Genomic DNA, 12994 nt, shown 5'->3' with positions numbered 1-12994 from the left:
CGCCCCGCGATTTCACCGGCGCCGGCGCGACCGCAGCGCGAGCGCGATCGCGAGGAGCGCGACGAGCGCGGCGTGGGCTCCACCACGCGGCGCGCCCGCGGCGCGGCACGAGCACCCCGCATCGCCCGCGCCGGTGTCGTGGCCGGCATCGCCCGCAGCGGCGGCGTCGGGGCGGCCCGCGTCGACGTCGATCGACGCGTCGGCCGCGCAGACGGCCTCGTCGATCGCGTCGTCGCAGTCGTCGTCGATCCCGTTGCACGACTCGGTCGTCTCGCCGGGCGCGATCACGGCGACGCACACGAGCTCGCCCTCGGTGCACGCGGTCGCGCCTGCGCTGCACGCGCCAGGGAGGCTGCTCTCGCACGCCTCGCCGCCGCCGGGATCGTCCTGGTCGATCGCGCCGTCGCAGTCGTCGTCGCGACCGTTGCAGACCTCGGCGCCCGAGGCGACGCACGCGCACGCGCCCGCGCTGCACGTCGGCGCGAGGCCGGGGCAGTGCGCGTCGGTCGTGCACTCGACGCACGCGGTGGGCGAGGACGCGAGGTCGCAGTAGGGCGTCGGCGCGGCGCAGCGCGTGTCGTCGGCGCACGCGTCGACGACGAGCGTGGTCGGCTGCGCTCCGTCGACGAGGGGATCGCCGTCGGTCGGCGTGTCGCCGCCGGCGTCGACCGCGAAGATCGTCGCCTGCAGGGTGAGCGTCGCGCGCTGGCTCGGGCGGGCGCGGAGCGTGACGGCGACGGGCTCGGTGGGCGCGAGCGAGCCGCCCTGGGCCGCGTTCGCGCCGGCGCCGAGGCGGGCGACGATCGTGCGCGAGGCGGGGTCGTACTCGGCCGCGTCGTCGCCCCCGGCGTCGGTCGCGGGCCCCGCGCCGACCACGAGGCTTCCCGGCTCGTAGTCGAGCTCGGGCGGAAGCACGTAGCGGAGCTCGGTGCCGGTGGAGGCGCCGTCACCGCGGTTCACGATGGCGATCGTGTGCTCGAGCTCGTCTCCGGGGAGCACGCGGCCGCCGTCGAGGTCGGTCACGGTCAGCGTCGCTCCCGAGAAGTCGGGGCCGCTCGCGGCGATCGAGGCGACGAAGCCGGCGAGGTGGAGCACGTCGCTCGTCGCCCGCGCCTCGATCGTCGCGGAGGTCGCGCCAGGCGGCAGCGGCGCGAGGACGTCGACCACGTCGATGTCCATGCCCGACATGCTCGCGGCCGCGCCGCTGAGCCGGGGCAGATCGCCGCTCGACGACGTCGGCGCGCCCGACGTGCTGCGCGTGCCGTTGAAGAAGTTGTCGAAGGGGTTCTGCGCGTCGAAGACGGGCACGTTCTGGAAGAGGAGCTGGTCGCCCGTGTACACGGCGTCGCCCCCGTAGGTGACCGCGCCGAGGCGCACGGGGGACCCCGCGGGGCGCGGGCGCAGGCCGCTCAGCATGGAGATCCGGCGGATCCCGCTGGAGACCGGAGCGAGCCCGTCGAGCACCGCGAGGTGCCGGAGCGGCGCGCCCTCGACGCGATGGAGCACGACCATCCACCAGCCGGCGAACGCGGTCGGGGAGGCGACGTTGGCGATCTCCCGCGAGCCGACGTCGCCGACGGTGTAGGCGCCGGCGCCGTGGGCGCGAACGATCGCGGTGACGTCTGCGACGCCCTGGTAGACGTCCGGCGGGGCGACCCAGAAGCTGACCGCGGTGACGTCGCCCGAGGAGCCGTCGGGGCGCACGAGCGTGACGGTGTCGTCGGGAGCGGTGCGGATCGCGGCCCAGTAGAGGTACGCGTGCGTGACGACGGCGCCCGCGGGGAGGTCGAGGACCGCGGTGCTGCGGGCGGCGGCGGACGTGATCGTGTCGCTCGCGGTCGCGCCGCCGGCGTCGGTCGTCCAGAAGACGTCGGGAGAGGGGTCGCCGGTCTGGGTGCCGCAGGAGCCCACGGTGCCGACGAGCGGCGCGGGCGTCGCGGGAGAGCAATCGTGGGCGAGCGTGTTGCCGATCAGCGCGAAGTCGCCGCGCTGTGTGACCTGCACGCGGACCAATGGGTGTTGCGCGCGGGCGAGCGCTGGCGCGAGGACGAGCAGCGAGAGGGCCAAGGCCGGCGCGATCCGCGACGCACTGAGCATGCGTCGGACGCTATCACGAGGCGTTCGCGCGCAGCGGCGCGCGCCCCGGTCGAGTGCGGGATGGACGGCGGGTGCGACGGCGACGGCGGGTGCGACGGCGACGGCGGGTGCGACGGCGACGGCGAGCGCGGAGCGCGAGCCCGGATCGCGCGTGACGAGCGAGGGCGCTTCGCGACCTCGCGCGTCGCGCGCTGTCATAGAGAGCGAGTGCGTTCTCCCCGCGCCCTCGCCGAAGCCTCTCCCCGCGCGGCCGTGGCCTAACGCCGAGCGAGCCAGTCGCGGACCATCGGCCACACCGTTCGCGTCGCCTCGCGGCCCATCACGAGATCCAGGTGGCCCAGCGGCCACGCTCGGTACGTCTTGTCGTGCGACTTGCTCGACTCGAACGCGGGCTTCACCGACTCCGGCGGCGCGAGCTGGTCCTCGATGCCCGCGATGACCAAGAGCGGCCGGTCGAGCATCTCGAACGCCGTCGAGTAGTCGATCATCCCGTCGAGGCTCTTGAAGCCCTGGCGCGAGCCCGCCTTGAAGATGTCGAGCGCGACCGAGAGGCTCGTGTGCTCGAACGTCTTGCTGAGGTACTCGTCGAGTACCTCCTTCTCGACCCCGCCCGGCACCCAGCCGCGGATCGGCAGCGGCAGGATGCGGTTGTCCCAGAGCGCCGCGCGCTTCTGGAGGTGCTTGCCGACGAAGCGCACCGGCAGCGCGGGGTTCGAGTCGAAGAGGCCAGTCCAGCCGATCGCCGCGGCCGCGTCGCGGAGCAGCATCAAGAGCGCGCTGCCCTGACCGAAGCGATACGGCGAGCCGATCGTCACGAGGCCGCGCACGTGCTCGCGCATCGACGTGCTGCCGACGGCGTAGGCGATGAGCCCGCCCATCGAGTGGCCGACGAGGAACACCTCGTCGTGCCCGGAGAGCGCCATCGCCTCGCGCACGAACGCGGGCACGTCCTCCTCGATGTACTCGTACATGACCTTCGGGCGCGGCGCGCCGAAGCGTCGCGAACGACCGTGGCCCCGCAGGTCGACGTTGAACACGTCCCAGCCCTCGCGCGCGAGGTAGTTCGCGAACGAGCGACGCGACGAGTGCCACGTGTAGCGGTTCTGACCGAACCCGTGGATCAGGATCACGCAGCCGCGCGTGGTCACGCCGTCGGCGACGGCGCGCTTGCGAACCATCCCCAGGGGATGCGGCCCCGGGGTCATCACGACGTCCTTGACGAAGATCCCGCGCTCGTTGCCGTCGATCGCCTGCTCGACGGTCTCGGTGCGGAGGATCATTCGAGGGGTTCCTTCTCCGTCATCCGGGGCTGCTCCCTGCACCCCCCCGAAGTCGTTCCTGCACGCGCTCGCGCAGGACCTCGTCGCGCTCCTGCGCGAGATGCGCCTGCAAGCGCGAGCGCGCGCCGGCGGTCCCCATCCGCCCGAGCGCATCGATGGCGGCCTCGCGGACCGCGGTGTCGGAGTGCGAGAGCAGCGGCGCGACGTCGGGCTCCGACGCTGCACCGAACGCGGTGGTGAGCGCCAGCACCGCCTCGCGCACCACGAGGCCCTCGGAGCGGCGCAGCAGACGACGCAACGTCGTGCGCACCTCGCTCGTGGTGAACGCGCCGAGCGCGTGCACCGCGCGCAGCCGCACGAACCCTGGCGTGCGCGCGTCGTCGATCGTCGCGCGCAGCAGCGGGATCGTGGTCGGGCCCATCGCGCGCCACGCATCGAGCGTCGGCGTGCTCTCGAAGCCCGAGAGCAGCGCGATCACGTCGGCGCGCGTGCGGGGCGGCGCAGGATCCTCGCGCCCGGGCCCCACCTCGTCCTGTGCCCTCGCCACCGATGCGGTCGCGACCGATGCCGTCGTCGTGAAGAGCGCGAGCGCGAGCGCGAAGGTCGGGAGCCGCACGAGCGAACAGCCTACACGATTCACCCGAGGAGGTCCCGCAGCGCCGGCTCGAGCTCGCGGAACTTGAAGCGGTAGCCGCTCTCGAGCGCGCGCGTCGGGAGCACCTTTCGCGAGCCGAGCACCTCGCTGCCGAACTCGCCGAGCGCGGTCTTGATCGCGAAGGCCGGCGCGGGGAGGAACGAGGGGCGACGCACGACGCGCCCGAGCACGTCGGCGAACTCCGACTGACGCACCGGCGAGGGCGAGGTCGCGTTGATCGCGCCGCGCAGCTCGCGATGCGCGATCGCGTGCTGGAGGATGCCGATCACGTCGTCGAGGTGGATCCACGGCCACCACTGGCGACCCGAACCGAGCTTGCCGCCGAAGCCCATCTTGAAGATCGGGAGCATGCGCTGGAGCGCGCCGCCCTCGGGCGACATCACGAGGCCGAGGCGCGGCGTCACCACGCGCACGCCGAGCGCCTCGGCCTTCATCGCCTCGCGCTCCCACTCGACGCAGACCTTCGCGAGGAAGTCGTCGGCCGGAGGATCGCCCTCGCGCACGTCGCGCTCGCCGGTCTCGCCGTAGTAGCCGATCGCGCTCGCGGACACGAGCACGTACGGGCGCTGGTTCTCGGGCAGCGCGGCGATCGCCTCGACGACGCGGCGGGTGCCCTCGACGCGGCTCTGCTCGATCGCGCGCTTCTTCTCGTCGGTCCAGCGCCCCGCGACGCTCTCGCCCGCGAGGTGCACGACCGCGTCGAGGCCCTGCACGGCTTGCTCGGGCACCGCGAGCTCCGGGCTCCATTTCCACGCGCGGCTGACGGCGGCGACCTTCTCCTGGGCGCGCGCGGGGTCGCGCGACAGCGCGACGATCTCGACGCGGCTCATGAGCAGCTGCGCGGCGAGGCGCGCCCCCACGAGGCCGGTGACGCCGGTGATCAGGATGCGCATGCCGGGCTCGGTCATGCGCGTCGCTCCGTCGAGCATGCTCAGGCGTTCCATCGTCCGGGATCTCCTCAGGCGGGCAGCGCGTAGGTGCGCTCGAGGTGCGCGATCACGTCGCGCGCGCCGTGGATCGACACGCCCGCGCTCGGGTCGTGCAGGAAGGGCAGGGCGACGTCGCCGTGGTGGGTGCGCAGCGCGTCGCGCGTCGGGCTCCCCTCGGCGCACGAGCGCGAGAGGTGCGGGAGCTCGAGCTCGCAGAGGACCTCGCGCACGAGGCGCGCGTCGGGGGACGCCTCGTGCGCGAAGAGCTCGAGCGGTGCGTCGGGCGCGCGGCTGGGGCGCGCGGCGCGTCCGCGCGGGAGGCGCAGCCCGGAGGCGAGCGCGGAGGTCGCGAGGGTGAGCGGACCGAGCGTGAGGCGCCGCGGCGCGCGGCCGTGCCCGTAGCGCGCGAAGAGGTACGCGATGATCGCGTCGGACTCGTAGAGCGCGCGATCGTCGGCGTTGGGATCGACGAGGAACGGGAACTGCGTCTTGCCGCCGCGGGCGCGCGCTTCGTCGCGGAAGCGTGTGCCGCCGCGCGGGCACGGGAAGACGAGCGCGTCGAGGTCGAGGATCGAGAGGGCCTCGCGCACCTTGCGACAGAACGGGCACGCCTCGAACTCCCAGAGGAGGAAGGGCTCGAGCGGTCGTGGACCGAGCGCGCCGACGCGCGCGCCGGACTGTCCGCGCACGAAGCTCGCGGCGGTGGACGTGAAGTGATCGAAGGCGCTCGTCACGCGGTGCGTGCTTATCACGGTTCGTGTTTCGGAACGCGCTTCAGAACGCGACCGACGCGCCGAGCACCGAGGCCCAGCCGCCGTGGATCTGCTCGCCGACGTAGACGTCGACCCCGATCGGGCGCAGCCAGATGGCGAGCACGCGATCGAGGAGGAGCACGCCGACGCCGAGCGCGGGCTGCACGAGGAAGTACGCCCAGTCGCCGGTGGGCGTGCCGACGTCGAACGCGAACGCGACGCCGAGGCTCGGTGAGACGACGATCGAGAAGTCAGGGCGCCGCAGCAGCTCGAGGTCCCAGCCGACGCGCACGCCGATCTGCATCGAGAAGTACGACGAGGCGTCCTGCGCGAGCATGAGCGCGACGAAGGGACCGACCGGCACGCCGTCGAGGTGGAGCCCGACCTCTTCGACGATGCGGAACGCGGCGGGCACGAAGCCGTCGAGCCGCACGCCGACGCCGATGCCGCCGCCCGCGAAGAACGGGCGCGCGACGTCGACGGGTGGAGGCGGCGCGTCGTCCTGCGCGGACGCGCCGGAGGCGATCGCGAGCGTGAGCGCGATCGCGAGGAGGGGTGCCGTCAGTCGTGGAGAGAGCGCGTCGACCACCACGCGCCGATGATGCCCAGAGACCGAGCCATTCGTCATGACAGCTGCCTTCGCCCTCGTGCCTCTCGCCGATCCCGATGACGATCCCGCGCCCGCGCCGGAAGGGCGCGATGCTGGTCACGACCCGCCCGTCGTGCTAGCCGCCCCGGCCGTGAACGCGCGCACGCAGCACAGCCGTGACGATGCCGCGCGCGGCCGGGACGACGACCTCGATCGCCAGTTGAGCGAGCGCTTCGGCCTTCCGAGCTTTCGGCCGTGGCAGCGCGAGGCGGTCGCGGAGATCCTGCACGGGAGCGGGCGCTGCTTGGTGCTCGCGCCGACGGGCGGCGGGAAGTCGCTCTGTTACCAGTTCCCCGCGTCGGTGCTCGGCGGCACGTCGATCGTGATCTCGCCGCTGATCGCGCTGATGGAGGATCAGGTCCGCAGCCTGAACGATCGCGGCATCCCCGCGACGTACCTGGCGTCGACGGTCGATGCGGACGAGCGGCGCGCGAGAGAGCGCGATCTGTTCGCGGGGAAGTTCGCGCTCGTCTACATCGCGCCGGAGCGGCTCGCCGCGCCGGGCGTGGTCGAGAAGCTCGCGCGGCTTCGCCCGCCGCTGGTCGCGATCGACGAGGCGCACTGCATCTCGCAGTGGGGGCACGACTTCCGGCCCGACTACCTGCGCATCGGCGAGGTGCTGCGCGCGCTCGCGCCGCCGCGCGTGGTCGCGTGCACCGCGACGGCGACGCCGGCGGTCCGGGCGGAGATCCTCGAGAAGCTCGGCCTACCGGACGGGGAAACCAAGGTCGTGCTGCGCGGGTTCGCGCGCCCGAACCTGCACCTGTCGGCGATCGAGTGCGACGGGCGCAGCTCGCGGCGCAGCTGGATGATGCGCGCGATCGACGACGCGCTCGGCAGCCCGCGCGAGCCGAAGGGCGCGGCGATCGTCTACGCGGGCACGCGCAGGTCGACGGAGGAGGTCGCGGGGCTGGTCGCGGCGCGCGGGTATCGCGTCGCGGCGTACCACGCGGGGCTCGAGCCCGAGCAGCGCAGCGTGGTGAGCGAGGCCTTCGCGAAGCGTCAGCTCGACGTGGTGGTCGCGACGAACGCGTTCGGCATGGGCATCGATCGCCCGGACATCCGGTGCGTCGTGCACGTCGCGCCGCCGGGCTCGATCGAGGCGTACTACCAGGAGGTCGGCCGTGCGGGGCGCGACGGGCAGCCGGCGTGGGGCCTCCTGCTGAGCGGGTCGAACGACATCGGGCTGCGGCGGAGGCTGATCGAGCACGGTCGCGACGGGCAGCAGGTCGATCCCGCGGAGCGCGATCGCCAGTGGAACCTGTTCCGCGAGCTGCTGCGCTACGTCGAGGCGGGCAGCTGCCGGCACGACTTCATCCTCCGGTACTTCGGGGACGAGCAGGAGCTGCTCGGTGGCTGCGGCCACTGCGACGTGTGCGAGCGCCTCGAGCGCGAGGGCGAGGGCGAGCGGAAGATCGGCGAGGAGGAGGCGCTGATCGTGCGCAAGGCGCTCGCGGGCGTGGCGCGCGCCCAGCGTCGCGCGGGCATGCTCGCGGTCGCCGACATGCTGCACGGCGTGAGCGACGAGCGTCAGAAGAAGCTCGGGTTCACGGAGCTGAGCACGTTCGGGATCCTGAAGGGTCACTCGCGCGAGTGGCTGATCTCGCTGCTGCGCCGGATGGTCACGGCGGGGCTCGTCGAGATCACGGCGAGCGAGTTCCCGATGCCGTACCTCAGCGCGCTCGGCGCGAAGGTGATGCGCGCGCAGGAGCCGGTGCGCGTGCTCCTTCCGCCGGTCGAGACGACGAAGGCGCCGAAGGGGCGCGGCGGCACGCGCGTGGAGCGCGACGGGAGCGCGCGCACGACGGCGGCGGTCGCGGGGCTGAGCTCGAAGACGGCAGCGGCGTTCGAGCGGCTGCGCGCGGTGCGGCTCGAGATCGCGAAGGAGCAGCACGTGCCGGCGTACGTCGTCTGCCACGATCGCGTGCTGGTCGAGATCGCGGAGCGACGACCGACGACGATCGACGAGATGGCGCAGGTGCGCGGGATGGGCCCCGCGCGCATCGCGGCGTACGGCGAGCGCTTCCTCGCCGCGCTGGACGAGGGCGGCTGAGCCGGAGCGTGTCGCGGCGCCCGAGTGGCGTGCGCCGCGCGTGCTCGGGCACACTCGCGGACATGTTCTTCGTCGACTTCGACCAGGAGCGCGGTCTGGCGGTGGTGGGGCTCGCGCCGCCTGGAACCGACGCCGACTGGATCGCGTACGCCGATGCGATCGACGAGATGAACCGTACGATCCCGCCTGGGGTCCGGCCGGTGCTGCTCCAGCTGATCCGCTCGGGCATGCCGATGCCGAGCGCGCTCGTGCGGAGACGCCTCGCCGACCTGCGCGCGACGATCCGCCGCGACGCGATCAACGTCGTCGTCAGCGACTCCGCGACGCTGCGCGCCGCGCAGACCGCGCTGGATTGGGTCCGCAAGCCGCACTACGACAGCTCGACGCACGCGGCCGTCGAGAGCGCGATCGCGCACGTCGAGCGTGCCCTCGGCAGCCCAGCGCCCGGCCTCGGTCGGCTCGCCGCGCGTGCCGAGCTCGCGATGCGGCGGTGAGTCGCGCGCCGCCGGCGCGCCGCGCCCGCTAGGCGGTGCCGGCGCGGCGCCGGCTCTGCCAGAGCATCAGCGTGGTCAGGCCGATCGCGATGAACGTCAGCTGCGGCACGCGCGCGAGCAGCGCGAGCGAGACCGCGGCGGCGGGCGTCGTGCCGAGCGCCTCGGCGGACATCCGGAACACGAGCTCCGCGGTGCCGACCTGGCCCGGCACGAACACGCCGAGCGCCGCGGCGACGAGGTTCACGCCCTGCACCGCGAGCGCACCGAGCACGCTGATGTCGATGCCCACCGCGTGCGCGAGGACCGCGTACTGAACCATCTGGATCGCGCGGCCCGTGAACATCATCGCGACGGGACCGAGCGCGACGACGGGGATGTCGCGCGATGCCTCGTGGAAGAGCCGCGCCTTCTCGCCGAGCTTCGGCCAGCGACGCGCGAGCAAGCGCTCGATCTCGGGGTGCGTCGCCGCGACGCGCATCCCGACGCCCGACGCCATGAGCACCACGAAGTGCGCGAAGATCGCCCACGCGAGCCCGGCGTCCGAGGACGTCGCGAGCGCGCCCGGAATGCAGAAGAGCGAGAACGCCGCCGAGCTGATGAGCACGTTGGCCTGGTTCGTCGTGCCCATCGCGATCGCGACCTGCGGCGGGATCCACGCCGAGAGCAGCGTCGCCTTCGCCGCTTCGCTCGCGCTGCGCCCCGCGGGCACGACGCCCATCACGCCTTGTGCCGCGAGCTGCACGAAGTAGAGCCGCGTGAACGGGATCGCGCGGCCGCGCTCGCCGAGGACGAGCCGCGTCGCGTACGCGTCGGTCGCGATGCGCACGGCCTCGAGCAGCAGCGCGAGCGGAAGCCACGCGGCTGCGTGCGGGAGGATCTCGACGATGCGCTCCGCGCCCGCGTCGTGGACCGTCCACGCGAGCACCCCGAAGCCCACCAGCGCGACGACGACGCGGATCAGCGTGCCTGCGAGCGACGTGCGTCTCGGGGCCGCCTCCATCGGCCGGGCAGCGTGGGGCCCGAGCGCCGCGCTGTCGAGGGCGTCGCGTCGATTGCTCGGCTCGGCGCTCGCGAGGACAATGTTCGTCGCATGAGCGGCGCGCATCGCGACGACGAAGAGGACGACGAGGGCGAGCTCCGAGCGCCCGCCGCCGACTGGGCCGGCGAGGACGCGATCACCGGCCGGCGCCTGCAGCCGGTGCACGCGATCGAGCGCGTCGCCGAGAAGACCGGGCGCGACCCCGCGCTCCTTCGGCGCTGGGTCGACGCGATCGAGCGCAAGGGCCAAGCGATCCTCCACGGCCCACCGGGCTGCGGAAAGAGCTACCTCGCGCGCGAGCTCGCGCGTCACCTCGTCGGCGGCGGCGACGGCTTCACGCGGCAGCTCGTGCTGCACGCGAGCACGACCTACGAGGACTTCGTGCAGGGCTATCGCCCGCTCACGCGCGCCGACGGCACCGTGCAGTGGCCGCTGATGCGCGGTCGCTTCCTGCAGTTCGCGGAGAAAGCGTACGAGCGGCGCGGGCGCTGCGTGCTGGTGCTCGACGAGATGCATCGCGCGGACGTCGGGCGCGTGCTCGGTGAGCTCGTGCATCTGCTCGAGTACCGCGGCGAGCCGATGCCGCTCGCGGCGGGCGACTCGCCGTTCGTCTTGCCGTCGAACGTGCGGATCATCGGCACGATGTCGTCGACCGACGGCGCGCGGTCGGGCGGCGATCTCGTGCTGCGACGGCGCTTCGCGTACCTGCGCGTGACGCCGGACCTCGAGGTGCTGCGGCGCTTTCACGCGCGCACTGGGTTCGAGGTCGAGGGCCTGCTGAGCGTGCTGCACCGCATCGAGCAGCTGGTGCGCGATCCCGATCGCTCGCTCGGCGTCTCGTTCTTCCTGCGCGAGCACCTCGCGGACGAGATCGAAGACGTTTGGCGCTTCGAGGTCGAGCCGATGCTCGAGGCGCTCCTCGCGGATCGTCCCGCCGAGGCCGCGCGCCTGCGCTGGGACGTCGTGCGCTGGAAGATCCTCCGGGACTAGAACGTCGTTGCGGCTTTCGCGCCCATCGCGGCGTGCGTCCTCGACGGCGTCGAACCGAGCGACGTTCTAGCGCGCGGCGCACTCCACGTTCGCGACGAACGTGCTCGCCGGCGAGCCGCGCCACATCAGCGTCTCTCGCGTCTCGCCGACCGCGAGCGGCAACGACTGCGGCGTCGGGTTCACGTTCGTCGACACGCGGCACGTCATCGGCTGCGCGCATCCGTTCCGCAGCCGCACGTAGTGGTCCCAGCCGAACGCCTGCATGCGCGCTTCCGCGAGCACCGCGACGCACTCGGGGCGCGAGCCCTGCACTTCCACGCTCGATGCCTGGGCGAGCGCGAAGCCCGCGCTGGATGCGATCACGAGCGCGAGGACGAACGAAACGCGGCGCACGAGACCAATTCTGGTCCCGGCGCCGCGCCGTGGCGAATTCCCGGCGCTGCCGAAAATCGGCTCGCCCGCGGGTCCCTACCGTCCGCGCGCTCCGCGCGCTCCCGTCCGGGACCTGCGGGACGAGCACTCCGGCAAGGACTCAGCTCTTCCCGAGCTTCTTCTTCAGCAGATCGCCGAGCGTGCCCATGCCGCTTCCGCCGCCCTTGGCGCGGAACGAGTCGAAGTCCGCGCGCTCGGCGTCCTCCACCGCGGCCTTGATGCTGATGCGCGTGCGGTTGTCGCTCGCCTCGATCACCTTCGCCGTGACCTCGCGACCGACCGGGAACTCCTTGCGGAGATCCGCCCCGAGGCGCGTGCCCGTCTCGGCGTTCGGGATCACCGCGCGGCCCGCGCGGCCCTTGGTGCCCGCGAGCTGGCAGACGACGCCGTAGTTCTCGACCTTCTCGACGATCGCCTTCACGACCGAGCCGACGATCACGCCCGCGCCGCCGCGATCCTCGGCGCCCACCGCCGCGCCCTCGCTCGCAGGCGCGAGCGCGATGCGCTTGCGCGCGACGTCGACCGAGAGCACGCGCACCAGCAGCGACTGCCCGATCTGCACGGCCTCTTCGGGACGACGCACGCGCGCGCCGAGCTCCGACACGTGCAAGAGCCCCTCGACGCCCGACGCGATGCGCACGAACGCGCCGAACTCCGCGAGCCGGCTCACCTGGCCCGCGACGACCTTGCCGACCGGCGCGACCGCCTCGATCGCACTCCACGGATCGGCCGCGAGCGCCTTGAGCGAGAGCGTGATCTCGACCTTCTCGCCCTTGTCGGTGGTCTTCTTCTCGACGTTCTTGACCTGCACCTCGACGACGTCGCCGAGCTGCACGACGTCCTCGGGCTTCACGCGGTCGTGCGAGAGCTCGCGCATCGGGATGAGGCCCTCGATGCCGCCGAGATCGACGAACGCGCCGAACTCGCGCAGCTGCGAGACGCGGCCCTTCACGGTGCTGCCGATCGCCAGCGTCGCGAGCACACGCTCGCGCGCGTCCTTCGCCTCGCGCTCGAGGAGCTGGCGGCGCGAGAGGACCACGTCGCGGTCGTCGAGCTTCGTGATCACGAACGAGAGCGAGCGCCCGATGAACGTCGACGGGTCCTGCACGTACTGGTTGTCGAGCTGCGAGAACGGGCAGAACCCGCGGATGCCGCCGAGATCGACCTCGGCGCCGCCCTTGTTCACGCCGGTGACCTTGCCCTCGACCGGCGCGCCCTGCTCGAACGCGGCGCGGAAGCGATCGGTGCTCGCGACGTCGCGCCCGAAGCGCTTGCCGAGCTTGATCTGGCCGCCGTCGAGCCCGACGACCCACGCCTTCACGCGATCGCCGACCTTCACGGTCATCTCGCCGCGCGCGTCCTTCAGGTCGATCGACTCGAAGTAGCCCTGCTGCTTGTCGTCGAGATCGACGAACACCGAGTCGGGCCCGACGTGACCGACCACGCCCTCGACCTCTTCACCCACCGACAGGCGCCGCTGCTTCGCGACCGGCACGTCTCCGCGCGCGAAGAGGTCCGCGAAGCTCTCGCCCTTCCGTCCACCGCTGCTGCTCATATGAGGGCGCGCACCGTAGCACGCGCCCTCCGAGCCGCCCTCGATCTGCGGAATTGCGAGCGATCTCCA

Annotated in this window: 12 protein-coding genes; 3 read left to right on the top strand and 9 right to left on the bottom strand. The window is 72.9% G+C overall.

Annotated features, from left to right (window positions below; genetic code table 11):
* Positions 1-12 precede the first annotated feature (12 nt).
* From DB32_RS26840 to DB32_RS47120, 6 genes are all read right to left on the bottom strand, one after another.
* Positions 13-2004: a MopE-related protein gene (locus DB32_RS26840; RefSeq protein ID WP_157069428.1), complete on the bottom strand. Its 1992-nt coding sequence runs from the start codon at positions 2002-2004 to the stop codon at positions 13-15.
* Positions 2005-2354: 350 nt separating this feature from the next.
* Positions 2355-3377 (bottom strand): alpha/beta hydrolase, encoded by a 1023-nt coding sequence (locus tag DB32_RS26835; RefSeq protein WP_053235493.1) that lies wholly within the window; start codon positions 3375-3377, stop codon positions 2355-2357.
* A gap of 19 nt (positions 3378-3396) precedes the next feature.
* On the bottom strand, positions 3397-3993 hold the full coding sequence (locus DB32_RS26830; protein WP_053235492.1) for a HEAT repeat domain-containing protein: 597 nt from the start codon (positions 3991-3993) through the stop codon (positions 3397-3399).
* Positions 3994-4013: 20 nt separating this feature from the next.
* Entirely contained in the window at positions 4014-4976 is a 963-nt protein-coding gene (locus tag DB32_RS26825) for a TIGR01777 family oxidoreductase (protein ID WP_053235491.1), read from the bottom strand.
* Between the two features lie 14 nt (positions 4977-4990).
* Positions 4991-5695, bottom strand: a complete 705-nt coding sequence (locus DB32_RS26820) for a glutathione S-transferase N-terminal domain-containing protein (RefSeq protein WP_053235490.1) — start codon at positions 5693-5695, stop codon at positions 4991-4993.
* 40 nt (positions 5696-5735) lie between these two features.
* A complete protein-coding gene (locus DB32_RS47120; RefSeq protein WP_053235489.1) occupies positions 5736-6305 on the bottom strand; it encodes a hypothetical protein in 570 nt (189 codons plus the stop codon).
* A gap of 148 nt (positions 6306-6453) precedes the next feature.
* Between DB32_RS47120 and DB32_RS26810 the strand changes: the two genes are divergently transcribed.
* Together DB32_RS26810 and DB32_RS26805 are read left to right on the top strand one after the other, a co-directional pair.
* A complete protein-coding gene (locus DB32_RS26810; RefSeq protein ID WP_053235488.1) occupies positions 6454-8415 on the top strand; it encodes a RecQ family ATP-dependent DNA helicase in 1962 nt (653 codons plus the stop codon).
* Positions 8416-8477: 62 nt separating this feature from the next.
* Positions 8478-8909 carry a hypothetical protein gene (locus tag DB32_RS26805; protein WP_053235487.1) on the top strand — a complete coding sequence of 144 codons (432 nt, stop codon included), beginning with the start codon at positions 8478-8480 and terminating at the stop codon, positions 8907-8909.
* A 28-nt stretch (positions 8910-8937) separates the two neighbouring features.
* On the opposite strand, the gene DB32_RS26800 is transcribed toward DB32_RS26805, so the two are convergent.
* Entirely contained in the window at positions 8938-9909 is a 972-nt protein-coding gene (locus DB32_RS26800) for a lysylphosphatidylglycerol synthase domain-containing protein (RefSeq protein ID WP_053235486.1), read from the bottom strand.
* Between the two features lie 90 nt (positions 9910-9999).
* Here DB32_RS26800 and DB32_RS26795 point away from each other — a divergent pair, with 90 nt between their 5' ends.
* On the top strand, positions 10000-10938 hold the full coding sequence (locus DB32_RS26795) for an McrB family protein (RefSeq protein ID WP_053235485.1): 939 nt from the start codon (positions 10000-10002) through the stop codon (positions 10936-10938).
* A gap of 66 nt (positions 10939-11004) precedes the next feature.
* On the opposite strand, the gene DB32_RS26790 is transcribed toward DB32_RS26795, so the two are convergent.
* Entirely contained in the window at positions 11005-11331 is a 327-nt protein-coding gene (locus DB32_RS26790) for a hypothetical protein (protein ID WP_053235484.1), read from the bottom strand.
* Positions 11332-11470: 139 nt separating this feature from the next.
* Positions 11471-12925: a S1 RNA-binding domain-containing protein gene (locus tag DB32_RS26785; protein ID WP_053235483.1), complete on the bottom strand. Its 1455-nt coding sequence runs from the start codon at positions 12923-12925 to the stop codon at positions 11471-11473.
* Positions 12926-12994 lie beyond the last annotated feature (69 nt).

Source organism: Sandaracinus amylolyticus (assembly GCF_000737325.1).
Lineage (GTDB): Bacteria > Myxococcota_A > Polyangia > Polyangiales > Sandaracinaceae > Sandaracinus > Sandaracinus amylolyticus.
This window is presented reverse-complemented; position numbering and strand designations above follow the sequence as displayed.